Here is a 24,377-nt window from a genome sequence, read left to right as displayed (position 1 = left end):
GAATCAAGTTGTTGCCGCTTGTTTCAGCGACTAGAACATCTTATCATGTCTCGGTTGTTTTTGTCAACAACCTTTTCAAAAAAACTTGATAATCTGTTTGGCGTGTTTTTTCGTCTTATCTTAGCGCCGTTTAATAGTATACGACCGATTGCGAGATGAGTCAACACCTTTTTTCTATTAATTTTAAAAAGCTGTTGAGAGAGCCTTATATGAAGCTCTCAAGCAATGGCTCGCCTTATCGCCATCTGTACATTTTAACACAAAAAAGCCCCTAATAGCGGGGCTTTTTCAAATCATTATTTTCTATTACGAATAGCTTTAATGATCTCCATCAATATTACTGCTGCCAAAGCAAGGCCCGCTGCAATGGACCAGTCTCTCCAACCGAATGCTTCCGGTATGGCGAAGATGCTGCGTACTCCCGGCAATACCGTAATTGCATAAAGCACGAAACAAATAGCAACTGCACCCAGTACATACTTATTGGTCAAAAAGCCAACTTTGAAGATTGTTTGTGTATTCGACCTTGCAGAGAATGTTTGAAGTGTACGTGCCAATATAAGAGTGGTAAAGGCCATCGCTATACCCATCCCGTCAGAATGCTGCAATCCTATATAGAAGGAGACGATGACAGCCGCTCCTATAAGCACCCCGCGGATAATGACACTCTGAAGCGTACCGCCAGAGAATACGCCTTCGTTTATATCCCTTGGCTTTCGCTTCATCACATCAGGTTCTTCCTTTTCCATCCCTAAGGCGAGTGCTGGCAGAGAGTCATTGATCAGATTGATGAACAACAGCTGCAAAGCCGTGAATGGATTCGGCATGTTCAGGAAGACCGCAAACAAGATGGCGATTATTGCACCGAGGTTTCCGGCAAACAAATACCCGATTGCTTTCTTGATATTATCGAATACCGTACGACCGACTCCGACAGCATTGACGATGGAAACGAAGTTATCATCAGCCAAAACCATGGCAGATGAATCCTTGGCTACATCCGTCCCGCTCCCCATGCTAATCCCGATATCGGCTTGCTTCAGTGCAGGGGCATCGTTTACACCGTCACCTGTCATGGCAGTGATGGCTCCTTTGTTCTGCCACGCCCGGACAATCCTGATTTTGTTTTCCGGCGACACACGCGCATAAACGGAAATCCGGCCGAGTTTCTCATCTAGTTCTTCATCTGACAACTTATCGAGTTCCTTACCCGTAAGCGCCAAGTCCCCTTCTTCCATCAGCCCGATTTCCTTGCCGATTGCCTGGGCGGTCGTTTTATGGTCACCTGTGATCATGACACTGCGGATGCCTGCACTTCTTGCTTCCGCTATCGAAGCAGGCACTGCCTCACGCGGCGGATCGATCATCGCTGTCAGCCCGACCAGTACAAGATCATGTTCATCTTGCTCATCAAGTGAACCTTTGTCCTCTGGAATCTTCTTATAACCATAAGCCAACACACGGAGTGCATCATCGGAAAATTGTTCATTCTGATTCATTACTTCCTGCAGGCGCTCATCATCGAGTGTTTGTTCTTCCCCATCAATCAAGATATGGGTGCATCTTTCAAACATCACATCCGGTCCGCCTTTTGTCAGCATCAGCCGATCTCCATCCAGATGGTATACCGTGGACATCAATTTCCGATCCGAATCGAAGGGAAGCTCCAGTTCGCGCTTTTTCTCTTTTCGAAGACTGGCTGGATTCACCCCCATCTTCATTCCGAAGTTGATCAATGCCGTTTCTGTCGGATCCCCGATTTCGGCTCCTTCTTCACTCACACTTGAATCGTTGCAAAGAACCGCAATATGCAGGAGCAGCTTTTCCCCCATCGAACGCTGTGATTCGTCTTCTGCAACTCCACCAGTTTTTCCAGGGATGAAAGTATCTGTCACCGTCATCTTGTTTTGTGTCAACGTACCCGTCTTATCGGTGCAAATCACGCGTGTCGAACCTAATGTTTCCACTGCTGGCAGTCTGCGAATGATGGCTTGCTGCCTCGCCATCTTCGTAGTACCGACTGCCATGACGATTGTTACGATGGAGGATAAAGCTTCCGGTATAGCTGCCACAGCTACTGCGACGGAGAAAGTGAAGGCATTGAGAAAGCCTTGTGTCATGTCTGTCTGCTCTCCGCCGAACCAAAGCCGCAAAGCTTGTGCCGCAAAGATCAGCACGCATAATATCAAGACGCCGATACCAAGCTTCTTACTGAATTCATCCAGTTTCTTCTGCAATGGTGTTTGCTTGGACTCTGCAGTCTCGATCATATTGGCAATCCGGCCGATTTCCGTATCCTGCGCAATGGCAGTCACTACAAAGCTTCCTCTGCCATTCACAACGAGTGATCCGCTATGTACCATGTTGAGGCGATCTCCAATGGAAGCTTCTTCTTCGATCACATCGGTATTTTTCTCGGCAGCTTCCGATTCCCCGGTGAGCATGCCTTCATTGATCTTTAATGATTCGCTGCTGATCAGCCTGCCGTCCGCGGGAACATAGTCACCAGCATCCAGCTGGACAATGTCTCCTTTGGTCAGGTTCTTGGCAGGTACTTCCTTGCTTTCCCCGTTGCGTAAGACTTTCGCTGATGGGGCGGACATTTCCTGGAGTGCTTCCAATGAGCTTTCCGCTTTCTTTGTCTGCACCACACTGATGACACTGTTGAGAATGATGACCAGGAAGATGATGATGGATTCGACGATCTCACCCAACGCCAGCTGCACAGCTGCCGCCACGAGCAGGACGATGACCATGGCATCTTTAAAAGTAGCCAGAAACAGCTTCCATACCGGATCTTTGTCCTTGCTTTTCAACTCATTGTATCCGTCTGCATCCAACCTTCGCTGTGCTTCTTCCTCCGATAAACCTTCTTGTGATGTACCAAGATCCTGCAAAACCTCTTCCGTGTCCATGCCGTATGCCTTCACTTCATCTGCCCCTTTCCAGTTCATCTCCTATTGGTTTCCCCTAATACAACTAAATAGAATCAGCTTTTTTGTAAAAAATTTGTCATTTCAGCAACAGATGGCAGACAAGCATCATGTTCAGGGACAGGCATGCATAGAATGGAATTACATTACGGGAGCAGCGAAGGGAATGATAAGTTTGCAGCACTTTTATGTATTCCGTTTCAACAAATGGAAAAGATGGGCGTTCGTTGTGGCAGCAGCAATGTTTACAGCACTGATCATCTGGATGGAGACCAGCAGTTCACTTTCTGTTTTTTCTTCAAAGGAAAAACCGGCTGCTTTGACACAAGGAAGCAAGGATGCGCCGAATATCGCCCTTACTTTCAATATAAGCTGGGGCGATACACAAGCCATCCCAATTTTGGATGAATTGAAGGAACAGAATGTAAAAGCCACCTTTTTTGTCAGTGGTGAATGGGCAGAACGCCATCCGCAAATCATCGACCGAATCGTCGAAGATAAACATGAGTTAGGCATGATGGGCTACCGTTACAAAAGCTATATCGATCAAGAGCCTGCTCAAATAAGAAAAGATCTTTCCTACGCAAAGGAGATATTCAAAAAGCTCGGGCATGAAGATGTCGAGCTGCTCCGGGCACCGACGGGAGATTTCAACACCGAAATCATCCAGTTATCCGAGACTCTCGGCTTGAAAGTCATCCAATACAGCGTCAATCCGCAGGACTGGCGCAATCCAGGCACACAGCTCATCGTCGACGAGGTCATGGAGGAAGCGAGTAATGGCGATATCATCCAGCTTCATGCCTCCGATTCGGTCAAGCAAACCGAAAAAGCACTGGAAACCATCCTGCCAGCACTGAAAAATAAAGGCTACCACTATGTGACAGTCAGTGAACTGATCGCAGGCGGGTCCCCTGAATTAAAAGAAGTGAATTAACTGCATAAATCGTGCTCCTTCTGCACAAAGTAAGCGTACTTACTACAGTGGAAGGAGCACGTTTTTATGTTTGTACGATTAGTGCCGATCCTGTTATTATCCCTCGTCGTGCTTGCTTCATGCACAGGCGGTCAAGCCGCAGAAAGCAGCCAGCCCGATTACGATACAACCAAACAGATGGTCGCCGATATATTGAAGACAGATGAAGGCAAGAAAGCTATCTCGGAAGTCATGTCCGATGAAACGATGCAGGATTTGGTCTCTCTGGATGCCAGCAAGGTGGAAGATGCCATCAATAAATCATGGACATCGGAAGAAGGGCAGAAATTCTGGAAAGAACGCTTTGAGGATCCGGAATTCGTGGCGGCATTTGCCAAGAACATCGGACCTGAACAGAAGAAACTTGTCAAAGACCTGATGAATGACTCCGATTTCCAAAAGCAAATGCTGCAGCTGCTTCAGGACCCCAAAGTCCAAGAACAAATGCTGAACGTCATGAAAAGCCAGGATTTCCGCAAAGAAATGGAAAAAACCATCCAGGAATCAGCGGAGACACCGATGTTTGAACAAAAACTGATGCAAACTGTCCAGAAAGCTTTGGAAGAAGCTCAGTCCAAACAAAAAGAAAAGTGATTGAAAGACCTATGCCGATTTTTGTCGGTGTGGGTCTTTTTTCGTCATTTTCAAAAAAGCGTTTTCATCTCCTTTGCATTGGGTAAAGTAGATAGCTTTAATGATATGAATTGGAGGGGTTTACCAATGCTGAAACGTTTCAGTCTGCTTTTGCTCGCACTTCTACTCTTCCTGACTGGATGCGCCGGATTCACCGGAGGATCGGAAGGAAACACAGCTTCAGAAGGAGAAACCGAGGATGGAAAAGTGAAAATAGACTTTTGGACATTCTGGGGTTCCGAGATTCGCCGCCCTGTCATTGATAAAATCATCGATGACTTCAACAAATCGCAAGATGAAATCGTAGTGGAACATACATACATACCTTTTGGCGATATCTGGACAAAGGAATTGGCTGCAATCGCAGCAAATAACCCACCAGATGTTGTCATAAACGACATTAACTCCACATCACTGCGCGGCCAGGAGGGGCAAGCAGAAAATCTGGCGCCATACCTGGAAAAGGAAGATATATCCGGGAGATTTTATGAGAACCTTTGGGATGCCACCCTATATGAAGGCGATTCCTACGGTATTCCTTTCAACACGGATACACGCCTTCTCTTCTATAACAAAGATGCGTTCGAAGAAGCTGGCTTGGATCCCGACAGCCCTCCCGAAACGTGGGAACAACTTGAGGAATATGCCGAAAAGCTGGATAAAAAGTCTGGTGATTCGTATGAACGAATCGGTTTCTATCCGCTTTACGGGGTTGGATCTGATGTCTGGCTATTGAATGGCTCCGGCACGAATTACTTCAACGAAAATGATGAACCTGTCATCAACAGCGAAGCAAATGTCGATACGATGGAATGGATCAAGAGCTTCAAAGATAAATACGGCGAGGATACCATCAACCGATACCAGTCCCAAATCGACAGCCAGCAAAGCAATCCTTTCTTCAACGGATCACTTGGCATGATGGCGAATGCCGCCACTTTTTACACGCAAATCCGTGATTATGCCCCTGATCTCAATTTCGGTGTAGCTCCATTACCGGAGAAAACTTCCGGCAGCGGACACACGAGCTGGGGCGGCGGCTTTGTTGCAGAAATCCCGAAAGGCTCTTCCCATCCTGATGAAGCCTGGGAATTCATCAAATACTTGACCGACAAAGAAGCACAGGAATACTGGGCTGTTAAGAACTTCGATAATGTTGCCAACAAGGAAGCTTCTGAGAGCGCCGCATCATCCGATGAACTCTCTGAAACAGATCGGATGGTCTATGAAACAGCTGCTCAAAACCTGAATGATACATTACTCACTCCGATGCCAGCTTACGCTCCGGATTATGTGAATCTGATCAATCCGCAGCTCGATGCCATCTTGATCGAAGATAAGCCAGCTAAAGAAGCTTTGGATACAGCTCAGGAAGACGTCGAAGAACTTGTGGAAAAGACAGCACAGTAAGCTTCACTGGGGGGATACGATGAAAAAGAAATGGTGGACGATGAACAGGCGGGAAAATCTCCAAGGGTATATCTTCATTGCACCCTGGATCATCGGCTTCCTTGCCTTCACATTAGGCCCGCTGGCGTTTTCTCTATATGCCAGCTTTACCGATTACAACATAACATCCCGCATGGATTTTGTGAGACTCGATAATTACAATCAGCTGTTTACCAGGGATGATCTTTTTTGGACATCCCTATATAACACATTATATTTTGTTATTTTCTCTGTCCCGCTGACAACGCTTGGGGCAATTTTCATCTCGATGCTGATGAACCAGAATCTGCCGGGCATGCGTATTTTCCGTACAATCTTTTATCTCCCGGCCGTTTTATCCGGTGTCGGTGTCTACCTGCTTTGGATGCAGCTGCTCGATCCCGGGACAGGCCTTGTCAACACTGTCCTCTCCTGGTTCGGAATCAATGGTCCAAACTGGCTGTTCGATCCTGATTGGACGAAGCCTTCCCTCATCTTCATGAAGTTATGGAGCGTGGGCGGCAGCATGCTGCTTTACCTGGCAAGTATGCAAAGCATCAGCAAGAACTTGTATGAAGCGGCTGATATCGATGGCGCAGGACCATGGAAGAAGTTTGTACATATTACCCTGCCGTTGATCACACCTGTCATTTTCTTCGATATCATCACGAGCACGATCGGCAGCTTCCAGATATTCCAGGAAGCTTATGTGATGAGCCAAAATGGTTCGGGCGGTCCGGCAAGTTCGATGCTGTTCTACAATCTCTATATGTGGATCAAAGCCTTCCAGTCCTTTGATATGGGATACGCCATGGCAATGTCGTGGATTCTGTTCGTGGTTGTCCTCGTCATCACGATCATAAACCTGAAGCTTGCACCGAAATGGGTGCATTATGAGGGGGACGATAAGTGATGGATATCCCGGAACGCAAACAGCTAGCAAAGAAACAAGCCAGGCGGAAGCCTGTGATGAATAACAATCTCCTGCGAAAGCTGAACTGGATATTGCTTTTGATCGGCAGTCTGTTCTTGCTGTCACCGATTTGGTGGATGATCAGTACTTCACTCAAATCGATGGAAGAAATCATGCAGTTTCCGCCCACTCTGTTTCCGCAAGAATGGCATTGGGAAAATTACGCCCACACATGGCAGGCTGCACCATTCACGACATATGCAATCAATACCATCACCATCACAGTCATTTGTGTTGTCGCCAATGTATTCATCAATGCCTTCATCGCTTACGGCTTTGCTAAAATACCATTCCCGGGCAAGAACATATTGTTCACACTCGTCCTGTCGACGATGATGATTCCTGGATTTGTAACATTGATTCCGCAATATGTGTTATTTGCCAAACTGGAATGGCTGAACTCGTATTACCCGCTCGTCGTGCCTGCTTTGTTCGGCAGTGCATTCAATATCTTCCTGCTGCGACAGTTTTTCCGGACAATCCCGAATGAAATGGTCGAAGCTGCGAAGATGGAAGGTGCAAGCCACTTTTATATTTGGCGGAAGATCGCCCTGCCCCTTGTAAAGCCAGCTCTTGCCACAGTGGCGATATTCTCTTTCAACGGCGCATGGAATGATTTTCTTGGACCATTGCTGTATGTGAATGATGAAAACCTCTATACATTGCAAATCGGTCTGCAAGTATTCAAGGAACAAGCGAGTACGCAATGGAATTATTTGATGGCCGGTTCCCTTCTCGTGCTGCTTCCTGTGATCATCTTGTTTTTCATATTCCAGAAATACTTCATCAAAGGTGCCAATATCACCGGGTCCAGCAGTTTTGACAAATAAAAAATGCTTGAGAGCAAATCCGCTCTCAAGCATTTTCTTATTGCATATATTTTTCAAGGATGGCTCTTGCCAAGTCATCATACGCATCTCCGAGCGGATGATTTTCTTGGTAAACAGCTGGTGCAAAGACATCTTCTTCTTTATATGGCTGCGCCAGCGGCAAGCGGCCGATCACTTCTGTATCAAGTGTATCTGCAAGCTTGTCCCCGCCGCCTTTACCGAAGACATATTCCTTCTCGCCTGTTGCTTGGACCTCGTAATATGCCATATTTTCCACGACTCCGAGAATTTCATGCTCTGTGCGGATGGCCATTTGTCCGGCACGCGCTGCAACAAAGGCTGCATTCGGGTGTGGTGTCGTAACGATGATTTCCTTGGATGACGGCAACATCGTATGGATATCCAATGCCACATCACCTGTTCCAGGCGGCAGATCGACCAGCAAGTAGTCCAAATCATCGCCCCATGTCACTTCTTTGAAGAAGCTTGTCAGCATTTTGCCAAGCATAGGACCACGCCAAATGACCGGACCATTATCTTCCACGAAGAAGCCCATGGAAATGACTTTCACGCCAAAACGCTCCACCGGTGTGATTTTATCATCCACTACTTCCGGCCGTTTCTCGATGCCCATCATTTCCGGGATACTGAAGCCATATATATCCGCATCGATGATTCCGACTTTAAAACCGATTCGCGCAAGTGCCACCGCCAAATTGACTGTGACCGTTGATTTACCGACACCGCCTTTACCGCTGGCGATATTGATGAATTTCGTTTTTGTATTCTTGTCCAGCAATGACTTTTGCCCGCTGCCGGAGGATTCTGATTGGCTGTAACGATCCACTATTTCCTGTGGCAGCTGATCAAAGCGCAACCCCACCGTTGCAGCGCCTGCACTCTTCAAGACATTGACGATTTCCTGCTGCAGCTGCATCTGTTCTGCGGTATTCGTTTTACCGACCAAGATTTTGACACTGACATGCCGTTTTTCTTCCTTGATCCGAATATCAGCGATCGCGCCAGTTTCTCCCAGCGTCGTATGTAGAAAAGGATCTTCTATTCCATTGAGAAGCTCCCGAACTTTTTCTTCTGTTACCATGTGAACGCCCCCTACCCAGCTTATTCCGGAAAACGTTTTCCAGATTGCTTTTACCGCTAGTATAACACATTCTGAAGACAGCTAGGCAAGCGGCGCTCGGTCATTCATCTTCTGGTATCTTCTCGGTTGTGTAGCGCAGTATTCCTTCATAAATACTGAAAGCCATCTTATCTTGATACACGGTATCTTTTAAGAGCTCCAACTCCCGCGGATTCGATAGGAAACCAATCTCGACGAGCGCTCCCGTGGATTCGGTATGCTTCAGAAGATACATCGTATTCAAGGCAAGCGGCACACGTTTGGTATTTTCCAAGTTGCGCTTGATCTCATCCTGGATGAAAGTGGCCAGCGCTTTACTGCCCGATCTATCTTCATTGTAAAAAGTCTGCGCTCCAGACCATTTGGAAGACAATAATGCATTGGTATGGATGCTGATATAAAAGTCCGCTTCTTTTTCCTCGATAAAGGCAACACGGTTATGAATATCCTCTGATTTCCTGTTGGAAAGTCCTTGTGTATCTTCATCCGCCAAATCAACGTCTTCTTCCCTTGTTAAATAAACGAGGGCGCCGGCTTGCTGCAAATAATCCCGCAGCATTTTTGAAACAGCCAATGTTATCCCCGCTTCCTGCGTACCATCCGATCCTTCTGCCCCGCCGTCCACGCCTCCATGGCCGGCATCAATGACAATTGTCTTACCGGCGAGCGGCAAGGACCAGGAATGGGAAGATTCTTCTGTCGTTACGATTTTCGGTACATAGTACGCGAGCAGCATGATAAACAGCGCAGCTGCTGTCGCTCCTGCAATCCATCTTTTCGTCATTCGTACTTCCTCCCATACCGCATTTGTACACTATATGGGACAACCACCCCGGATATACGCTCTTCTTTGGAATTTATGCCGGCACTGGTATAATGAAACTAGCATTAACAAGAAGATAGAAAAGGACGTACAACATGAAATTCGATAATCAGACGAAACGCTTATATTTGAATGTTGGGATTTATGTCGTGCTGGGTGGATTGAGTTTTTTACTTTATTTACTTCATGACAACTTGATCATAGTCGGCATCTGTTTGCTCGTCAGCTATTTGATCAGCTACGGCATCTCCAATTCCCTTTTCCCCCGCAGCAAAGATACTTTCTACCCGAAAGATGAAAGGAAGTAGTCAGTTTGGCAAACTATATCATGGATTTGCGTGAAGTTGTCGGTACCCGGGCGCTGGTCATGGCTGGTGCCGGGATCATTGTCCGGAACGAGTCCGGCGAGCTGCTCTTGCAGCTGCGATCAGATACAAAGGATTGGGGTCTTCCCGGCGGTGCTTTGGAACTTGGGGAATCACTTGAGGACACAGCCAGACGGGAGCTTTTTGAGGAAACCGGACTGCAAGCAGAAAGGTTCGACTTCCTCCGCGTGTGTTCAGGACCCGAGTTTTATGCAAAGTATCCGAATGGAGACGAAGTATACAACGTCATCTCTGTATATGAGGCCTTCGACATTTCAGGTGAATTCACCATGCTTGACGGAGAAAGCCTGGATCTTCGTTATTTCCCGCTTGATGACTTGCCAGAACTCAATCATATCACCCAGAAGATGCTTTCCGGGTTACTACTTCCATAAAGGAGTTCGACCATGACAAGAAAAACCTGGATGTATTTATTCATCATGCTAGCTGGCTTATCCATGGGCTTGTACAATAACTTCACCAACACGGGGACAATGCTGCTCATGATCCTGCTCAGCGCTGCTGCCGTCATCATGATCATTTTTAACATCAGTGTATGGCTGAAAAACCGGAGGACAAAAAAACGATAGGAGTGTTTACCTGATGAACCAGATCAATTTGATTTGTTTGGGTGTCAAAGATATGCAAGCTTCACTGGCTTTTTACCGTGATGGCCTGGATTTCGAGACCAGTGTAAAAGAAAACTCACCTAACATCGTCTTTTTCAACAACAGAGGAACAAAGCTGGAGTTATTCCCGCTTGATGCATTGCGAAAAGATATCAATGCAGAAACCCTTCCGGAAACGAGCACCGGTTTTCCCGGCTTCACACTCGCTTATAATGCCAAAACGGAACAGGAAGTCGATTATGTGATCGAGAAAGCCGCCCGCGCTGGCGCCACGATCGTCAAACAGCCGCAACGCGTCGATTGGGGCGGCTACAGCGGATACTTCACCGACCCCGACGGCTATTATTGGGAAATAGCATATAGCGAACATTGGAAGTTCGACGAAAATAATATGCTGATCATAGAATGAAGCAAAAAGCCAGAAGCACCTCATTGCGCTTCTGGCTTTTTAATGTGGCTCAACGTGGACATTGACCCAATACACACCATGTTCCCGCTTCAACGTCTTCTCGACTGTCGTTGCCACATCATGGGCTCTTCGTATATCCAGCGTGGAATTGACTAAAATCTCGGTATCGACGATGGCATTATTGCCATAGCTTCTGGCTTTCATTGTTTTGATACCCTTTACTCCCTGAATCTGCATGATTGTCTCTGTATAGGCAGCCATCAAGGTTTCATCGAATCCATCGGTAAGCTGATGGGATGATGCAGCGAAAATATCCCATGCTGTCTTACAGATGATCAAGCCAACTATGATTGCGGCTACTGGATCCAGCCAAGGCAACCCCAACTGGGAGCCGACGATGCCGACTACTGTACCAATGCTCACAAGCGCATCGGATAAGTTATCCTTTGCAGCTGCCTTGACGGATTGACTGTTTATCTTTGATCCCAACCGCATATTATAGCGGTATACGAAAAACATCACCACAGCCCCGAAAATGCCTGTCCAAGCCGCCACCATATCCGGTGCCTCATTGGAACCATCAAAGACATTCAATACAGCTGTATATAACACTTGCAGACCGACTGTCATCATGATGAAGCTCGCAATAAGACTTGCAACGGTTTCTGCTTTCCAGTGTCCATATGGATGATCGGCATCCGGCGGTTTCCTCGCAAGCTTCAACCCGATCAGCACTGCAACCGAAGCAACGATATCCGTCGCATTATTCAAACCGTCCGCCCGCAAAGCAGCAGATCCGCTCGTGATGCCAATAACCAGTTTCAAACAAGACAAGACGATGTAAGCACCGATACTGATATAAGCACCGCGCTCTCCCATCTTCAAATCCTTGTATTTTTCATTTTCCAACGCCTCGTCAGCCCCTTCATTCCAGTTTTACCATCATATCAGCCCAACACCGGGTGGGTCTATAGCAACGTTGTTTCTATCTGCCATATGAATAGCTGTCAGCTAATAGTTTTTCCCTAAGCAAAAGCGCAGATAATTCACAAAAGGGGAGCTAATCAAACGATTGATCAAAAAAAGCACCATCCGCCCATGGATGCATAAGCTAGCGTGAGAAAGGAGCGATGATCAGTTGAACAATGATAACAATGTCATTATCGAAGAGGAAAGATATGAGTTCATCGCAACCGTCATATCTTATATAGGATTGATTTTGTCCTTGATCGGAGCAACAATAGCTCTTTACATTTCCTATACATCTTATAAACGATCCATCCAGAATGCTGGCAGCGGAAACGGATACGGTGCCGTTACAACCGCTGTGATCGCTTAAGCATAAAAAGCCTCTGATTTACTACAATGGTAACAGAGGCCCTTTTTATGGGGAAGCGACAGACAAGCCAAAGGAGGATGGAGAATGAACGAAGATTTGGAACAGCGTATTCGACTACTCGAACTGGAAGTGGAAAAACTGAAGGAAGAAAACAAAGGATCCAGCCACAGCTGGATATGGGCTTTCGTTCCGATGCTTGCATTACTCATTCCAATCGTAGCCATGCTCAGCAATTAAAAAAACGCACATATTCTAGGCTCCTGTCCTGCGCCTTCCGCTCTTGCCCGTCATACACTGGCACAGAAAGGAAGGTGTTTTTCATGCAAGAACAAAATCAAACTCTTGTACCATATCAAGGTGACGAGCAAGTTGCCTATTCCTATCCAGTTTACACGGATGAATACCGACGCCGCCCTGGGTCTGGTTTCGGTGGCTTCGGCCGTCCCGGATTCGGCTATGGCCGCCCTGGTTTCGGTTATGGCTACGGCGCACCATTTCTTGGCGGCGTTGTAGGCGGACTCATCGGCAGCAGCTTTCTTTATCCGCCTTATTACAACCGCCCTCGCCCTTACCCATACTATCCTTATCCGTACTACCCTTATCCATACCCTTATTACAACTACGGATACGGATATTAATATAGAAGAGGGAGGATTGCTCTCCCTCTTTTGCTATCTTTCTTTAGGCAAAGCTGCTTCCCTTCTTTTTACTAGATGATAATATAAAGAGGAATATAGCTTATTGATTACATATGTAGAAAAAGAAAGAATACGCAAAATGCAGAAAGGAAATGAAACAAGATGACAAAACAATACAACCAAGTGAAAGAGTTTCATAAAGCTTTCAATCATTTACATAACGACAAACCAACTCCCATGAGCAAGGAGAATGCATTGAATCGTACAGTATGGTCGGGAGAGGAATTAATTGAATTTCTATATGCCTCTGCGGGTGGAAGCATAACTGAGTTCGAAAAGCTCTATGAACAATTCCTAACAGGATTAGAGAGTGCCAAATCCAAAATAAGTGATGCAAAGAAGCCTGTAGATGACATCCTTGTCGCCCAGGCCGATGCATTGATTGATGAAGCCTATTTTAACAATGGGTCCTTTGCCATTCTTGGCATTGAGCCGGAGCCGCTGTTTGATATTGTCCATGAAGCGAATATGGGTAAGCTGCATAACGGTGTTGCCAAGTATCGGGAAAGTGACGGGAAAATAATCAAACCGGAAAACTGGGAAAGAGATTTCGCACCTGAAAAAAGATTGAAAGCTGAAATTAAGCGACAAGCAAATACATAACCAAAAGAAGGCATACCCCAATCGGTATGCCTTCTTCAGTAACTTTCCCTTCTGCCGCTCATTTTCACAAATGCCGCGATAAGCATCAATGCCCCAGGCACAAGAAAGTATAATAGCACTCCGTAAATCCCAACTGCCGCCGCTACAATCAGCAGCGCTCCTGCAAGTTTCGGTTTCTTATTTAGCAATACTGCACCGACGATACCAAGAATACCAGCAGCAATTCCAAGCAAACCAAAATTGCCGACAGTATATGAATCGTCGATCAAAGTGAACAGCATAGCTAAAAGTGAAGCGATGATACCAAATACTCCCCCTACCGTCGCAACCGTCTTCATAGATAAAACTCCCTTCATTACTGCAATGATCGTTTATCTCTATATCACCTCAGCATGAAGCTAAACATTTAAGCAAAAAATAAGGAGTAAATCACTAGTTTTGATTTGTCCCTTTAGCTCTCTTTTCTCATCCCTTGGATTAAGTATCTCCCATTCAAGTTACCAGATGTTCTTAAAACTGAAACAAGAACTTTATACTGATTTGATATTGGGATAATATGTATCAATCCATGGGTGGAACTTTGTACAGAGTTGCTCCAATTCCTTTGTATCTGTCATGACCAAATCAAATACATCAGCACTGATGTATAACACCCGATCTTCCGTATAGAACATAAGATTGGAGCACTTCCGGCCTTGAGCAGTTTGTTTACACAACGCATACACATCATTTGTAGTTATGTTTTTCACAGTCGTGAAGACAATTTTTGTTCCTTCATCATTTAACACGTATTTTTCCTTCCAATTGGACAGCTTGATAGTATTCTTTAAATACTGCATCTCCCGAACCCGTTTTGATCCGATATGATAACTAACAATGCCTGTCATCGATATACTTACATGTTCAGGAAATACAGAACGAATAAATTCCCTAAGAATAAGCAGGTTGGTATGTTTCTCAAAATGTGAAGTTGCTATACGCAGCCGATGGGAAGCTGGCGCCTGAAAATAAATGACGGAATCAAGGTTTAATAAGTCCAATTGTTCGGTTGAAAAGCTCATATAAAACTCCTTGTCTTCTAAATAAGTTATGTTATGTTGCTAGTAAAGGAGGAATTGCAATGACTGCATCTGAATGGCTGCAAGCTCAGGGACTTTGTTTATCAGATATTGACTTTATCGAGACAGTAATAGCAAATCAAGCTGCACATCAACAAGGTTTCTTGAATGAGAAACAGTTAGCGGAACTGATGCATCAGCATTTTCCCGAGAAAACTTACCATGCCTCTTCACAGCTGTCCATCACCGACTTCAATAAACTGCTTCAAGACAACAGCATTATCATTGATGGCAGGGAAATTATCAGGCGTTATATGATTCAAGGCTTTTGCATGGCCTTATGTAACCGAATGCTGACTGAATGATGAAAGCATGCGCGCCAAAGTTAACACACTGCCGACATTTTGAAATTATCTCCATCTCTATAGGTCTTTCAATTTTATCCTTACTTCCATATCCTTATTGATTTCCACCAGCTGTCTGACAAATTCGGTCTTTTCGAGTGGGGAAACTGTTGTGATCCCAAGCCTTCCATAGTGAAGAACAATCTTGTCGAAGGATAATGCTGGCGGTCTTGTGGCGATTCTCGCTGCACTGATAGCCTTTATTTCATGAATTCTGATCGTCTTCTTAAAGATACCGTACCTCATTTTCAGAAGTGACCCTGTGATTGTATAGTATGTATGAAACCAGATGGATGATAATAAAGCTCCCATAAGTACATAGGCTATGATAAACAGGATTAGGTTGGGCTCGAACTCCCCCTTAATTATTGAAGATATTACTTCGATGACTATAATGATTAACACATAGATGACAGGTACCCATATTAGACATCCGATGAGCTTGTCTTTCTTTGGTAAAAAATGCACATCCATACCTCCTTTCATTACATCTACGGCTTTTGGTGAAAAAAGTTTCGAAGTGAGAAGGAACAATCCACTGAGCTGCGATAAACACAAAAAAAGACTCCCAACCAAATGGTTGAGAGTCTTTCGTCCATATTCCAAAATTAACGTTTTGAGAACTGTGGAGCGCGACGTGCACCTTTAAGACCGTATTTTTTACGTTCTTTCATACGTGCGTCACGAGTTAGGAAGCCAGCTTTTTTAAGTGTTCCGCGGTATTCCGGATCCGCTTCAAGAAGCGCACGGGAAACACCGTGACGGATAGCACCTGCTTGTCCTGTGAATCCACCACCTTGTACAGTTACAAGGACATCGTAGTTGCCAGCAGTTTCTGTTGCAACTAGAGGTTGGTTGATGATTGTACGAAGTGTTTCGTATGGGAAGTAATCTTCCGCACTACGGTTGTTTACTGTTACTTGACCTGTGCCTGGTACTAGACGTACGCGGGCAGTAGAGCTTTTACGGCGACCGGTGCCGTAGTATTGTACTTGTGCCACTATCGTTTACCTCCTTTTTTATTAACCGCGAAGTGTGTAAACTTCTGGTTGTTGTGCTTGGTGTTTGTGTTCAGCGCCACGGTATACGTGAAGCTTTTTGATCATTTTACGTGCAAGTGGACCCTTTGGAAGCATGCCTTTGATAGCAAGCTCAAGCATTTGCTCAGGGTATTTTGTACGCATTTCATCAGCTGTACGTTGTTTCAAACCACCTGGGTGGTTAGAGTGACGGTAGTAGATCTTGTCAGCAAGTTTGTTACCTGTAAGTTCGATTTTCTCAGCGTTGATGATGATTACGTTATCACCAGTGTCGGCATGTGGAGTGTAAGTTGGTTTGTGCTTACCACGTAGGATAGCAGCAACTTCACTTGCAAGACGACCAAGAGTTTGGCCTTCTGCATCCACAACAAGCCATTTGCGTTCGATATTGCTTTCGTTCGCCATGAATGTTGTACGCATGTCATTTCCTCCATTTTTTCGATTGAATCGTTCATTTATTATTCTACACAATTAGTCTTCCGGGGCTAATCGTGGTATAGAAATAAAATGCCATAAACCATAGTATATCATCACAGACCTACATGTCAAGGGCATGTAACACCCGAATGCGTTGTTTTACAAAAAAGTTTTCAGTAATCTACTTTCCAGAGGCACAGACCGCTGGCAGCAGCCGTTTTGCTGGCTTGATGCCGATCCTTGGATTCTATGATTCCAGCCATGTCCTCAGGCTCTTTGCGCCCGTTTCCGATATCGATGAGGGTACCCGCCAAGATTCGCACCATATTATACAGAAAACCGCTGCCTGTGAAGGTGAAGACAAGCATATCATCCCGCTTTTCACATGTTGCTTCATAGATGGTCCGGATTTTATCACCTTTGACCCCTGTACGGCTGGAGCAAAAAGCACTGAAATCATGTGTCCCCTCGATTGCTTTGATTGCCCGCTGCATCCTGCCAAGCTCCAGTTGATAAGGTACGTGATGTACATAATGACGTTTGAACACGTCTTGTTCAGGAGCGTTGTGCACAAAGTACTTGTATTGCTTCTTCTTTGCTGTGTAACGTGCATGGAATCCTTCTTCGGCTTCTGTTATATCCGTGATGCGCACATCATCAGGCAGCAAGGTATTGAGTGCCTTGCGCCAGTTGTAATCCCCCATGCGCAGTTCTGTATCGAAATGGATGACTTGCCCTCTGGCATGTACACCTGCATCTGTGCGGCCCGATGCCTGGATCCTGATAGGCTGTCCCTTGTGTATCTTCATAAGCGCCTTTTCGAGCTCGCCTTGGACCGTGCGATTTTTCTCCTGCACTTGGAAGCCTGAAAAATGCGTACCATCATAGCTGACAGTCGCCTTCATTCGTTGTTGCGTCATCTTTGTAACTCCTAACCTAACTATAATCTCTCGTTAACAAGGCTGCAGCCGTGATTATAATGAAAATGACGAGTGCCGCAACATCCCGCTTCATCACACGCAGTTCCCGAAGCTTCGTCCGTCCTTCCCCGCCGCGGTAACCTCTAGCCTCCATCGCCATAGCAAGCTCCTCTGCCCGTTTAAAGGCGCTGACAAACAAAGGCACCAGCAGTGGGATTACAGCCCGCACACGCTCCCTGAATGGCCCTGTGCGGAAATCCACGCCCCTGGATGCTTGTGCATTCGATATCTTTTCTGTTTCCTGCAGTAAGGTAGGAATGAATCGCAGTGAAATGGACATCATCAGCGCAAGTTCATGAACCGGGAACTTGAATCGGCGCAGCGGACCGAGCAAGGACTCGACGCCGTCAGTTATTTCGATCGGCGTTGTCGTCAACGTCAAAAGGGATGTCAGCAAGATGAGCAAAAAGAAACGCAGAGAAATTACAGCTCCTTGTTCCAGTGCTCCGCTATAGATCGGCCATCCGAATATGTGCACCAATACAGTGCCTTCCTTTGTTACGAATAAGTGCAGGACGAACGTAAAGATAATCAAGAACCATATCGGTGTCAGTCCTTTGGCTATGAAGCGCCATGGCACTTTCGTCAAAAGCGTCCCTCCGACTGCGAAAACCGTGAACAATGCATAACTGACAACGTTATTGGCAAAGAAGATGAAGATGACATAAAAGAAGATGATCAGCATCTTGATCCTCGGATCCATCCGGTGAACGATGCTATTAGTCGGCACATACTGTCCGACGATCAGCAGATTATTCATGCATTATCACCTGCCATATCTGCCAGCTGCCTTGCAAGCCTGTCCATATCTTCCCCTTCATAAACTGCCGGCTTGCCAAAACGTTCAGATGCTTTCTGAAGGAACTGGAATATTTCCGGCACATCAAGCTGGACTTGCTGGAGAGCTTGCCGTTTTTGAAATACTTCCACAGGAGAGCCTTCCATGTACTTCTCCCCTTTATCAAGCACTAGCATATGGTCAGCATATCGTAAGGCATCTTCCATGCTGTGTGTCACCAAGATCGTGGTCAGCTGCTGCTCATGATGCAGCCGATGGAACATGTCCATGATTTCCTTTTGGCCCCGGGGATCCAAGCCTGCGGTAGGTTCATCCAGCACCAGCACTCGCGGCCGCACAGCAAGCACACCCGCAATTGCGACACGGCGCATTTGACCTCCGCTCAGCTCAAATGGAGATCTGCTAAGTAACGATAGATCTAAACCTACTGCCTCTGCACTTTCTTTTACGCGTTTTTGGATTTCCCTTTCCGATACCCCGAAGTTGCGCGGGCCGAAGGCGATATCTTTCTCCACCGTTTCTTCAAACAACTGATGCTCCGGATACTGGAATACCACTCCGACTTGCTGGCGAAGCAGTTTAGCTTGTTTTGGCTTTTTATTCGGTTCAAGCGTATGCTCACCGATCCGGACACTTCCGCCAGTGGGTCTGACTAAGCCATTCAGATGCTGAAGGAGCGTCGATTTACCGCTGCCGGTGTGTCCAACAATGCTTGTGAAGCTTCCGCTTGGCAGGTGGAAGGATAAGCCCTTCAGCGCCTTATGTTCAAACGGGGAGTTGGCTTGATACGTATAATCTACTTGTTCAAATGTAATGTCCATAATGCATCCAGCAACTCCTCGTGATCGATCGGCTGTTCAGCCAGGCTGACACCTTGTTTTTGCAAAGCATTCGTCAGCTGCGTGACAAATGGCACATCCAAGCCGATCTGCTGCAGCTCACCCTGCTTCTTCACTAATTCCCTTGGTACCTCAGTCGTCCATATTTCCCCGTTGTTCATGACCAGCACACGATGCGCTTGCATCACTTCATTCAAATCATGCGTGATTGTTATCAGCCCCAGCTGCTGAGCAGCTTGCACATGATGGACTGTATCAAGTATCTCTTTGCGGCCGAGAGGATCGAGCATCGCCGTTGCTTCATCCAGAATGATGACACTTGGAGAGATGGCCAGTACACCCGCGATTGCAACGCGCTGCTTCTGACCGCCGGATAGACGATGCGGTTCGTGCAGCAGATAATCCGCCATGCGGACTTGCTCCAGGGAGGAGTTGATCCGCTCCATCATTTCGGCACGGGGAACACCGCGGTTTTCCAAGCCGAAGGCCACATCATCACGAACGGTCGTACCGACGAATTGGTTATCCGGGTTTTGGAATACCATGCCTACCTGTCGCCTTATCTCCCAAATATTCTCTTCTTTAAGCGGTAAGCCATTGATCAGGATTTCCCCTTCAGTGGGAAATAATAATCCATTCATCAGCTTGGCAATCGTCGACTTACCCGAGCCATTGTGGCCGATGATCGCCAACCATTCACCAGCTTCCACTTGAAAGCTGACATTGCGAAGTACATATGGCTGCTCTTCCTCATAGCGGAAAGAAACATTCTTGAATTCAATCGCGTACATGTAATTCGTGCTCCTTCATCATTACCCGACTATTTCCGGGGAAATACTCAAACGTCTTTGTCCGTTCCTGTCATTTCTATAGTTAGTATAAAGAATCCAGACAAAAAAGAAAAGCAAGCGCTGGCGTCAGCGCTTGCTTTGTATGCAAAAAGAAAAAGGGCCGGAATACACCTCGTGGTAGAGATTTTCCTGCCCTTGTTATTACATTATACTAATTCAATGATTGCCATAGCGGCACCGTCACCACGACGCTGTCCAAGTTTCAACACGCGTGTGTAACCTCCTTGACGCTCTTCGTAACGTCCGGCGATATCGCTGAATAGTTTTTGTACTGCATCTTGGTTCTCGTCTGCTTTCGTACCGTACAAGAAAGAAGCAGCTTGACGACGAGCGTGAAGATCTCCACGTTTGCCAAGAGTGATCATTTTTTCTACTACAGAACGAAGCTCCTTCGCTTTCGCCTCCGTTGTTTCCAATCTTTCGTGAACGATAAGATCAGTTGCAAGGTTACGCAAAAGTGCCATACGAGCATCAGTAGTACGTCCTAACTTTCTAGCCATAGGTTATCCCTCCCTTTCCTGGTGTCAAATGCTCCGCTAGGCAGGATCAGTCTTCTTTACGAAGGCCAAGTCCTAAATCGATTAGTTTCTTTTTAACTTCTTCTAATGATTTACGTCCTAGGTTACGCACTTTCATCATATCTTCTTCAGATTTATTAGCAAGCTCTTGTACCGTGTTGATACCAGCACGTTTCAAACAGTTGTAAGAACGAACAGACAAGTCCAATTCTTCAATAGTCATCTCAAGAACTTTTTCTTTTTGGTCTTCTTCTTTTTCCACCATGATTTCAGCATTTTGTGCTTCGTCAGTAAGACCTACGAAGATGTTCAAATGCTCCGTATAAATCTTAGCACCAAGAGACACTGCCTCTTCAGGGCGGATACTGCCGTCAGTAAATACATCCAACGTCAGTTTATCGAAGTTAGCCAACTGGCCAACGCGTGTGTTCTCCACTTGATACGTCACTTTTGAAACTGGCGTAAAGATGGAATCGATCGGAATGACACCAATCGGCTGATCTTCATGTTTATTCTGATCAGCTGGACGGTAGCCGCGGCCGCGTTCTGCCGTAAGCTTCATATGGAAGTGAGCATTCTTGCCCAATGTCGCGATATGAAGATCCGGATTCAGTACTTCTACATCACTATCGAAAGTGATGTCAGCAGCAGTTACTTTCCCTTCACCTTGTACATCGATCTCCAATGTTTTTTCTTCATCAGAGTAGATTTTGAGAGCCAGTTTCTTCAAGTTCAAAATGATGGATGTCACGTCTTCTACTACGCCTTCAATCGTAGAGAATTCATGTAGCACGCCATCAATTTGAATGGATGTTACAGCAGCGCCAGGAAGTGAGGATAATAGGATACGACGCAAGGAGTTTCCTAGTGTAGTACCATATCCACGCTCAAGCGGTTCTACAACGAACTTTCCAAATGTAGCATCATCGCTGATCTCAACCGTTTCAATCTTTGGTTTTTCAATTTCGATCATTTATAAAGCCCTCCTTTAAAACGTCGAAACCCCGGTTAGAATTGCTCCTAACCGAAATTCCCCATATTGCGGTTCCCGTTTCTGCATCTAGACGATACGGTTCTTACTGTATGACGTGATCGCTTTTAAGCTATCATAACCCATTATAGACAGGGATACAAATTCTATACAGCAAGCAGGAAAAACTTATACGCGACGACGTTTTGGCGGACGGCAGCCGTTATGTGGAACTGGAGTAACGTCACGGATCGCTGTTACTTCAAGACCTGCAGCCTGAAGGGAACGAATCGCAGCTTCACGACCAGCACCAGGGCCTTTAACTGTTACTTCCAAAGTCTTCATGCCGTTTTCTACAGCACCTTTAGCAGCAGCTTCAGCAGCCATCTGTGAAGCGAATGGAGTAGATTTACGGGAACCTTTGAAACCAAGGGAACCTGAACTGCTCCAGCTGATTACGTTACCTTGTACATCAGTAATCGTAACGATTGTGTTGTTGAAAGTAGAACGAATGTGAGCAATACCAGTTTCGATATTCTTTTTCACACGACGTTTACGAGTTTGTTGTTTACGAGCCATGTTCACTTACCTCCTTACTTATTTTTTCTTGTTAGCGATTGTGCGGCGTGGGCCTTTACGAGTACGAGAGTTGTTCTTCGTTTTCTGACCACGAACCGGCAATCCGCGACGGTGGCGAAGACCACGATAAGAACCGATTTCGATCAAACGTTTGATGTTTAGGGAAACTTCACGGCGAAGATCACCTTCAGTAGTGTAGCCATCGATTGCTTGACGGATTCTGGATAGTTCGTCTTCTGTAAGATCGCGAACGCGTGTATCTTCAGAAACACCAGCTTCTTTCAATACGTTTTGCGCTGTGTTTTTACCAATACCATAGATGTATGTTAGGGAAATAACAACGCGTTTGTCGCGTGGAATATCAATACCTGCTATACGTGCCATTAGCTACGTGCACCTCCTTGTATTATCCTTGTTTTTGCTTATGCTTAGGATTTTCACAGATTACCATTACTTTGCCTTTACGACGAATGACTTTACATTTTTCGCAAATTGGCTTTACAGATGGTCTTACCTTCATCATCTATTCCTCCTTTAGTATCGGAGCTAGTCAAATTATTTATAACGGTACGTAATACGTCCTTTAGTTAAGTCGTAAGGGGAAAGCTCTACCGTTACTTTATCTCCAGGAAGAATTCGAATGAAGTGCATACGAATTTTACCGGAAACATGTGCTAAAACGGTGTGGCCATTCTCTAACTCCACCTTGAATTGCGCATTAGGCAATGTATCGGTGACAGTTCCTTCTACTTCAATTGCATCATCTTTCGCCATCGGTCTATCTCCCTTCTTCAAATCTCTTCACGGTATGATTGACATAAGTAGATATCGCAAATCGCAGTTTACCATTGGTTACGCGACCAGCTTCTAGAAGGCTGCAGCGGACGTCCGGGGATACATAAGTCTCAAGGATCCACATGGCGCAAAGCTCCTGCGCTTAGGTGAATCGAATCGTCGTTTCTCTCCGTCGGCAAGCAACACAAAACGACTGTCAATTATTCGAATGACAATCGCAAGCTTACCTGCTTCTCGCCCATGTGCGATACGAACAACCTGACCGATCCGTGGACTTGCATCCGTTTCGCTCAAACATGATCACCTTCATCATAGCTTATTCGAAGCTGTGCGTAAGTTAGCATCATATGCTGCAAACAAGGAGCATATTCTACCACTTTTCTGCCTGGAAGTCCAGGTTAGAAAAGCTGCATGTTAGGGAATCTATATTAAGTCCACAAATTGAATCACAATTTGTTTCATGATTGTTCATATTCAGCCTTGTCAATTAGCGTCAGGATATCAGTAAGGCACGGTTCCGATGATGGAAGCTTGAACGAATTGCAAACGCAAAATCGTTTCAACTCTACCACGAGGTCTATTATACTCTATCAAGGGATAGAATGCATCCTTACGCTACCCCGAGCCTAAAGAGCAATTCCACCCGTACTAAAAGAGTATAGTTTGCACACCTGTATCAGCGAAGATTATGCAAGCGCTGATCGATGTCGTGGAAGACCTGATCGATTGCTTGGTCACCGTTCACTGTTACAAGATAGCCCTTATCGTTGTAAAAGTCCAATATCGGCTTTTGCTGATCGATATTGACTTCTAGACGTTTTTTCACCGTTTCCGGCTTATCGTCGTCTCGCTGGATCAGCGCAGTACCATCCTTGTCACAAACCCCTTCTTCTTTCGGAGGATTGAAAACAGTATGATACGTAGTGCCGCATGTCGGACAAACCCATCTGCCAGATAAACGCTCCACCAATTTCTCCTGCGGAACCTCTACATGTAAGACGTAATCTACATTAGCATTCAATTCGTCCAGCAATGCGTCAAGCGCTTCTGCCTGAGCAAGCGTACGAGGAAAACCGTCAAGTAAAAATCCGTTTTTGGTGTCATCCTTGCCCAAACGGTCGCGGACTATACCAATCGTTACTTCATCCGGAACTAGTTTCCCCTGGTCCATGTAGCTTTTCGCTTCATGTCCAAGCTCCGTTCCTTCTTTTATTGCAGCTCGGAACATATCTCCTGTTGAGATATGAGGGATGCTATATTTATCAACAATCTTATCTGCCTGCGTACCTTTACCGGCACCTGGCAAACCCATAAGAATCAAGTTCAACGAAATTCCCCTCGCTCTCG

General features: G+C 45.8%; 34 protein-coding genes. 14 read left to right on the top strand and 20 right to left on the bottom strand.

The annotated features are described in order from the left end of the window. Nucleotides 1–296 precede the first annotated feature (296 nt). Nucleotides 297–2,930 carry a cation-translocating P-type ATPase gene (locus tag SFC66_RS16730; RefSeq protein WP_411219852.1) on the bottom strand — a complete coding sequence of 878 codons (2,634 nt, stop codon included), beginning with the start codon at nucleotides 2,928–2,930 and terminating at the stop codon, nucleotides 297–299. 169 nt (nucleotides 2,931–3,099) lie between these two features. Here SFC66_RS16730 and pdaB point away from each other — a divergent pair, with 169 nt between their 5' ends. The 5 genes from pdaB (at nucleotide 3,100) to SFC66_RS16705 (ending at nucleotide 7,773) form a co-directional block, all read left to right on the top strand. Then, complete coding sequence (pdaB, locus tag SFC66_RS16725) at nucleotides 3,100–3,870, top strand: polysaccharide deacetylase family sporulation protein PdaB (RefSeq protein ID WP_411219849.1); 771 nt, start codon at nucleotides 3,100–3,102, stop codon at nucleotides 3,868–3,870. Between the two features lie 66 nt (nucleotides 3,871–3,936). Next, a complete protein-coding gene (gerD, locus tag SFC66_RS16720) occupies nucleotides 3,937–4,503 on the top strand; it encodes a spore germination lipoprotein GerD (RefSeq protein ID WP_411219848.1) in 567 nt (188 codons plus the stop codon). A gap of 126 nt (nucleotides 4,504–4,629) precedes the next feature. Next, nucleotides 4,630–5,952, top strand: coding sequence for an ABC transporter substrate-binding protein (locus tag SFC66_RS16715; protein ID WP_411219847.1), 1,323 nt, complete (start codon nucleotides 4,630–4,632; stop codon nucleotides 5,950–5,952). A gap of 19 nt (nucleotides 5,953–5,971) precedes the next feature. Beyond that, nucleotides 5,972–6,883 carry a carbohydrate ABC transporter permease gene (locus SFC66_RS16710; protein ID WP_411219846.1) on the top strand — a complete coding sequence of 304 codons (912 nt, stop codon included), beginning with the start codon at nucleotides 5,972–5,974 and terminating at the stop codon, nucleotides 6,881–6,883. Beyond that, nucleotides 6,883–7,773 (top strand): carbohydrate ABC transporter permease, encoded by an 891-nt coding sequence (locus SFC66_RS16705; protein ID WP_411219851.1) that lies wholly within the window; start codon nucleotides 6,883–6,885, stop codon nucleotides 7,771–7,773. The genes SFC66_RS16710 and SFC66_RS16705 overlap by 1 nt, the downstream gene beginning before the upstream one ends. Nucleotides 7,774–7,810: 37 nt before the next feature. Here the strand turns inward: SFC66_RS16705 and SFC66_RS16700 are convergent, their stop codons facing one another. Further along, nucleotides 7,811–8,875, bottom strand: a complete 1,065-nt coding sequence (locus SFC66_RS16700; protein ID WP_411219845.1) for an Mrp/NBP35 family ATP-binding protein — start codon at nucleotides 8,873–8,875, stop codon at nucleotides 7,811–7,813. Nucleotides 8,876–8,975: 100 nt separating this feature from the next. Further along, on the bottom strand, nucleotides 8,976–9,698 hold the full coding sequence (gene cwlD / locus SFC66_RS16695; protein WP_411219844.1) for an N-acetylmuramoyl-L-alanine amidase CwlD: 723 nt from the start codon (nucleotides 9,696–9,698) through the stop codon (nucleotides 8,976–8,978). 134 nt (nucleotides 9,699–9,832) lie between these two features. Here cwlD and SFC66_RS16690 point away from each other — a divergent pair, with 134 nt between their 5' ends. Genes SFC66_RS16690 through SFC66_RS16675 form a run of 4 tightly spaced genes read left to right on the top strand, consistent with a single transcriptional unit; the run spans nucleotide 9,833 to nucleotide 11,140 of the window. Continuing rightward, on the top strand, nucleotides 9,833–10,045 hold the full coding sequence (locus SFC66_RS16690) for a hypothetical protein (RefSeq protein WP_411219843.1): 213 nt from the start codon (nucleotides 9,833–9,835) through the stop codon (nucleotides 10,043–10,045). A gap of 20 nt (nucleotides 10,046–10,065) precedes the next feature. Continuing rightward, the gene (locus SFC66_RS16685; RefSeq protein ID WP_411219850.1) at nucleotides 10,066–10,497 is read left to right on the top strand and encodes an NUDIX hydrolase; all 432 of its coding nucleotides are present in this window, start codon (nucleotides 10,066–10,068) and stop codon (nucleotides 10,495–10,497) included. Nucleotides 10,498–10,509: 12 nt separating this feature from the next. Next, complete coding sequence (locus SFC66_RS16680; protein WP_411219842.1) at nucleotides 10,510–10,692, top strand: hypothetical protein; 183 nt, start codon at nucleotides 10,510–10,512, stop codon at nucleotides 10,690–10,692. Nucleotides 10,693–10,705: 13 nt separating this feature from the next. Then, nucleotides 10,706–11,140 carry a VOC family protein gene (locus SFC66_RS16675; RefSeq protein WP_411219841.1) on the top strand — a complete coding sequence of 145 codons (435 nt, stop codon included), beginning with the start codon at nucleotides 10,706–10,708 and terminating at the stop codon, nucleotides 11,138–11,140. A gap of 39 nt (nucleotides 11,141–11,179) precedes the next feature. Here the strand turns inward: SFC66_RS16675 and SFC66_RS16670 are convergent, their stop codons facing one another. Continuing rightward, nucleotides 11,180–12,049: a cation diffusion facilitator family transporter gene (locus tag SFC66_RS16670; protein WP_411219840.1), complete on the bottom strand. Its 870-nt coding sequence runs from the start codon at nucleotides 12,047–12,049 to the stop codon at nucleotides 11,180–11,182. 229 nt (nucleotides 12,050–12,278) lie between these two features. Between SFC66_RS16670 and SFC66_RS16665 the strand changes: the two genes are divergently transcribed. The 4 genes from SFC66_RS16665 (at nucleotide 12,279) to SFC66_RS16650 (ending at nucleotide 13,780) form a co-directional block, all read left to right on the top strand. Then, nucleotides 12,279–12,479 (top strand): hypothetical protein, encoded by a 201-nt coding sequence (locus SFC66_RS16665; protein WP_411219839.1) that lies wholly within the window; start codon nucleotides 12,279–12,281, stop codon nucleotides 12,477–12,479. An 84-nt stretch (nucleotides 12,480–12,563) separates the two neighbouring features. Next, nucleotides 12,564–12,716, top strand: coding sequence for a hypothetical protein (locus tag SFC66_RS16660; protein WP_411219838.1), 153 nt, complete (start codon nucleotides 12,564–12,566; stop codon nucleotides 12,714–12,716). Nucleotides 12,717–12,799: 83 nt separating this feature from the next. Next, on the top strand, nucleotides 12,800–13,117 hold the full coding sequence (locus tag SFC66_RS16655) for a spore coat protein (RefSeq protein ID WP_411219837.1): 318 nt from the start codon (nucleotides 12,800–12,802) through the stop codon (nucleotides 13,115–13,117). Between the two features lie 162 nt (nucleotides 13,118–13,279). Continuing rightward, nucleotides 13,280–13,780, top strand: coding sequence for a pyrophosphohydrolase domain-containing protein (locus tag SFC66_RS16650; RefSeq protein WP_411219836.1), 501 nt, complete (start codon nucleotides 13,280–13,282; stop codon nucleotides 13,778–13,780). A gap of 35 nt (nucleotides 13,781–13,815) precedes the next feature. Here SFC66_RS16650 and SFC66_RS16645 read toward each other — a convergent pair whose 3' ends face one another. Together SFC66_RS16645 and SFC66_RS16640 are read right to left on the bottom strand one after the other, a co-directional pair. Beyond that, nucleotides 13,816–14,118: a hypothetical protein gene (locus tag SFC66_RS16645; protein WP_411219835.1), complete on the bottom strand. Its 303-nt coding sequence runs from the start codon at nucleotides 14,116–14,118 to the stop codon at nucleotides 13,816–13,818. Nucleotides 14,119–14,310: 192 nt separating this feature from the next. Beyond that, nucleotides 14,311–14,841: a hypothetical protein gene (locus SFC66_RS16640; RefSeq protein ID WP_411219834.1), complete on the bottom strand. Its 531-nt coding sequence runs from the start codon at nucleotides 14,839–14,841 to the stop codon at nucleotides 14,311–14,313. 59 nt (nucleotides 14,842–14,900) lie between these two features. On the opposite strand from SFC66_RS16640, the gene SFC66_RS16635 reads away from it, so the two are divergent. Then, the gene (locus SFC66_RS16635) at nucleotides 14,901–15,203 is read left to right on the top strand and encodes a hypothetical protein (RefSeq protein ID WP_411219833.1); all 303 of its coding nucleotides are present in this window, start codon (nucleotides 14,901–14,903) and stop codon (nucleotides 15,201–15,203) included. Between the two features lie 57 nt (nucleotides 15,204–15,260). Here SFC66_RS16635 and SFC66_RS16630 read toward each other — a convergent pair whose 3' ends face one another. From SFC66_RS16630 to SFC66_RS16565, 14 genes are all read right to left on the bottom strand, one after another. Next, complete coding sequence (locus SFC66_RS16630; protein ID WP_411219832.1) at nucleotides 15,261–15,710, bottom strand: PH domain-containing protein; 450 nt, start codon at nucleotides 15,708–15,710, stop codon at nucleotides 15,261–15,263. 140 nt (nucleotides 15,711–15,850) lie between these two features. After that, a complete protein-coding gene (rpsI, locus tag SFC66_RS16625; RefSeq protein WP_411219831.1) occupies nucleotides 15,851–16,243 on the bottom strand; it encodes a 30S ribosomal protein S9 in 393 nt (130 codons plus the stop codon). A gap of 21 nt (nucleotides 16,244–16,264) precedes the next feature. Next, a complete protein-coding gene (rplM, locus tag SFC66_RS16620; RefSeq protein WP_411219830.1) occupies nucleotides 16,265–16,702 on the bottom strand; it encodes a 50S ribosomal protein L13 in 438 nt (145 codons plus the stop codon). A 170-nt stretch (nucleotides 16,703–16,872) separates the two neighbouring features. Next, nucleotides 16,873–17,619, bottom strand: a complete 747-nt coding sequence (gene truA / locus SFC66_RS16615; protein ID WP_411219829.1) for a tRNA pseudouridine(38-40) synthase TruA — start codon at nucleotides 17,617–17,619, stop codon at nucleotides 16,873–16,875. A 16-nt stretch (nucleotides 17,620–17,635) separates the two neighbouring features. Next, entirely contained in the window at nucleotides 17,636–18,439 is an 804-nt protein-coding gene (locus SFC66_RS16610) for an energy-coupling factor transporter transmembrane component T family protein (protein WP_411219828.1), read from the bottom strand. Beyond that, nucleotides 18,436–19,299, bottom strand: a complete 864-nt coding sequence (locus tag SFC66_RS16605; RefSeq protein WP_411219827.1) for an energy-coupling factor ABC transporter ATP-binding protein — start codon at nucleotides 19,297–19,299, stop codon at nucleotides 18,436–18,438. Before SFC66_RS16605 ends, SFC66_RS16610 begins: the two co-directional genes overlap by 4 nt. Beyond that, a complete protein-coding gene (locus SFC66_RS16600) occupies nucleotides 19,275–20,108 on the bottom strand; it encodes an energy-coupling factor ABC transporter ATP-binding protein (protein ID WP_411219826.1) in 834 nt (277 codons plus the stop codon). The genes SFC66_RS16605 and SFC66_RS16600 overlap by 25 nt, the downstream gene beginning before the upstream one ends. A 206-nt stretch (nucleotides 20,109–20,314) precedes the next feature. Then, nucleotides 20,315–20,668, bottom strand: a complete 354-nt coding sequence (rplQ, locus tag SFC66_RS16595) for a 50S ribosomal protein L17 (RefSeq protein WP_077304172.1) — start codon at nucleotides 20,666–20,668, stop codon at nucleotides 20,315–20,317. Between the two features lie 46 nt (nucleotides 20,669–20,714). Then, nucleotides 20,715–21,659 carry a DNA-directed RNA polymerase subunit alpha gene (locus SFC66_RS16590; protein ID WP_411219825.1) on the bottom strand — a complete coding sequence of 315 codons (945 nt, stop codon included), beginning with the start codon at nucleotides 21,657–21,659 and terminating at the stop codon, nucleotides 20,715–20,717. Between the two features lie 186 nt (nucleotides 21,660–21,845). After that, entirely contained in the window at nucleotides 21,846–22,235 is a 390-nt protein-coding gene (gene rpsK, locus SFC66_RS16585; RefSeq protein ID WP_411219824.1) for a 30S ribosomal protein S11, read from the bottom strand. 18 nt (nucleotides 22,236–22,253) lie between these two features. After that, nucleotides 22,254–22,619 (bottom strand): 30S ribosomal protein S13, encoded by a 366-nt coding sequence (rpsM, locus tag SFC66_RS16580; RefSeq protein WP_411219823.1) that lies wholly within the window; start codon nucleotides 22,617–22,619, stop codon nucleotides 22,254–22,256. A gap of 22 nt (nucleotides 22,620–22,641) precedes the next feature. Further along, on the bottom strand, nucleotides 22,642–22,755 hold the full coding sequence (rpmJ, locus tag SFC66_RS16575) for a 50S ribosomal protein L36 (RefSeq protein WP_003156543.1): 114 nt from the start codon (nucleotides 22,753–22,755) through the stop codon (nucleotides 22,642–22,644). Nucleotides 22,756–22,790: 35 nt separating this feature from the next. Next, entirely contained in the window at nucleotides 22,791–23,009 is a 219-nt protein-coding gene (infA, locus tag SFC66_RS16570) for a translation initiation factor IF-1 (RefSeq protein WP_038565240.1), read from the bottom strand. Nucleotides 23,010–23,706: 697 nt separating this feature from the next. After that, nucleotides 23,707–24,357: an adenylate kinase gene (locus SFC66_RS16565; RefSeq protein WP_411219822.1), complete on the bottom strand. Its 651-nt coding sequence runs from the start codon at nucleotides 24,355–24,357 to the stop codon at nucleotides 23,707–23,709. Nucleotides 24,358–24,377 lie beyond the last annotated feature (20 nt).

The sequence above is a fragment of the Terribacillus saccharophilus genome (assembly GCF_046592895.1).
In the GTDB taxonomy this organism is placed as follows: Bacteria; Bacillota; Bacilli; order Bacillales; family Amphibacillaceae; genus Terribacillus; species Terribacillus saccharophilus_D.
The sequence above is the reverse complement of the archived record's forward strand: the minus strand, read 5'-3'. Positions and strand labels throughout refer to the sequence as shown.

What these genes read in the sequence shown, in the direction of transcription:
- pdaB (WP_411219849.1), top strand. Translation starts at nt 3,100, where the DNA reads ATGATAAGTTTGCAGCACTTTTATGTATTCCGTTTCAACAAATGGAAA.
- gerD (WP_411219848.1), top strand. Translation starts at nt 3,937, where the DNA reads ATGTTTGTACGATTAGTGCCGATCCTGTTATTATCCCTCGTCGTGCTT.
- SFC66_RS16715 (WP_411219847.1), top strand. Translation starts at nt 4,630, where the DNA reads ATGCTGAAACGTTTCAGTCTGCTTTTGCTCGCACTTCTACTCTTCCTG.
- SFC66_RS16710 (WP_411219846.1), top strand. Translation starts at nt 5,972, where the DNA reads ATGAAAAAGAAATGGTGGACGATGAACAGGCGGGAAAATCTCCAAGGG.
- SFC66_RS16705 (WP_411219851.1), top strand. Translation starts at nt 6,883, where the DNA reads ATGGATATCCCGGAACGCAAACAGCTAGCAAAGAAACAAGCCAGGCGG.
- SFC66_RS16700 (WP_411219845.1), bottom strand. Translation starts at nt 8,875, where the DNA reads ATGGTAACAGAAGAAAAAGTTCGGGAGCTTCTCAATGGAATAGAAGAT.
- cwlD (WP_411219844.1), bottom strand. Translation starts at nt 9,698, where the DNA reads ATGACGAAAAGATGGATTGCAGGAGCGACAGCAGCTGCGCTGTTTATC.
- SFC66_RS16690 (WP_411219843.1), top strand. Translation starts at nt 9,833, where the DNA reads ATGAAATTCGATAATCAGACGAAACGCTTATATTTGAATGTTGGGATT.
- SFC66_RS16685 (WP_411219850.1), top strand. Translation starts at nt 10,066, where the DNA reads ATGGATTTGCGTGAAGTTGTCGGTACCCGGGCGCTGGTCATGGCTGGT.
- SFC66_RS16680 (WP_411219842.1), top strand. Translation starts at nt 10,510, where the DNA reads ATGACAAGAAAAACCTGGATGTATTTATTCATCATGCTAGCTGGCTTA.
- SFC66_RS16675 (WP_411219841.1), top strand. Translation starts at nt 10,706, where the DNA reads ATGAACCAGATCAATTTGATTTGTTTGGGTGTCAAAGATATGCAAGCT.
- SFC66_RS16660 (WP_411219838.1), top strand. Translation starts at nt 12,564, where the DNA reads ATGAACGAAGATTTGGAACAGCGTATTCGACTACTCGAACTGGAAGTG.
- SFC66_RS16655 (WP_411219837.1), top strand. Translation starts at nt 12,800, where the DNA reads ATGCAAGAACAAAATCAAACTCTTGTACCATATCAAGGTGACGAGCAA.
- SFC66_RS16650 (WP_411219836.1), top strand. Translation starts at nt 13,280, where the DNA reads ATGACAAAACAATACAACCAAGTGAAAGAGTTTCATAAAGCTTTCAAT.
- SFC66_RS16645 (WP_411219835.1), bottom strand. Translation starts at nt 14,118, where the DNA reads ATGAAGACGGTTGCGACGGTAGGGGGAGTATTTGGTATCATCGCTTCA.
- SFC66_RS16640 (WP_411219834.1), bottom strand. Translation starts at nt 14,841, where the DNA reads ATGAGCTTTTCAACCGAACAATTGGACTTATTAAACCTTGATTCCGTC.
- SFC66_RS16635 (WP_411219833.1), top strand. Translation starts at nt 14,901, where the DNA reads ATGACTGCATCTGAATGGCTGCAAGCTCAGGGACTTTGTTTATCAGAT.
- rplM (WP_411219830.1), bottom strand. Translation starts at nt 16,702, where the DNA reads ATGCGTACAACATTCATGGCGAACGAAAGCAATATCGAACGCAAATGG.
- truA (WP_411219829.1), bottom strand. Translation starts at nt 17,619, where the DNA reads ATGACGCAACAACGAATGAAGGCGACTGTCAGCTATGATGGTACGCAT.
- SFC66_RS16610 (WP_411219828.1), bottom strand. Translation starts at nt 18,439, where the DNA reads ATGAATAATCTGCTGATCGTCGGACAGTATGTGCCGACTAATAGCATC.
- SFC66_RS16605 (WP_411219827.1), bottom strand. Translation starts at nt 19,299, where the DNA reads ATGGACATTACATTTGAACAAGTAGATTATACGTATCAAGCCAACTCC.
- SFC66_RS16600 (WP_411219826.1), bottom strand. Translation starts at nt 20,108, where the DNA reads ATGTACGCGATTGAATTCAAGAATGTTTCTTTCCGCTATGAGGAAGAG.
- rplQ (WP_077304172.1), bottom strand. Translation starts at nt 20,668, where the DNA reads ATGGCTAGAAAGTTAGGACGTACTACTGATGCTCGTATGGCACTTTTG.
- SFC66_RS16590 (WP_411219825.1), bottom strand. Translation starts at nt 21,659, where the DNA reads ATGATCGAAATTGAAAAACCAAAGATTGAAACGGTTGAGATCAGCGAT.
- rpsK (WP_411219824.1), bottom strand. Translation starts at nt 22,235, where the DNA reads ATGGCTCGTAAACAACAAACTCGTAAACGTCGTGTGAAAAAGAATATC.
- rpsM (WP_411219823.1), bottom strand. Translation starts at nt 22,619, where the DNA reads ATGGCACGTATAGCAGGTATTGATATTCCACGCGACAAACGCGTTGTT.
- rpmJ (WP_003156543.1), bottom strand. Translation starts at nt 22,755, where the DNA reads ATGAAGGTAAGACCATCTGTAAAGCCAATTTGCGAAAAATGTAAAGTC.
- infA (WP_038565240.1), bottom strand. Translation starts at nt 23,009, where the DNA reads ATGGCGAAAGATGATGCAATTGAAGTAGAAGGAACTGTCACCGATACA.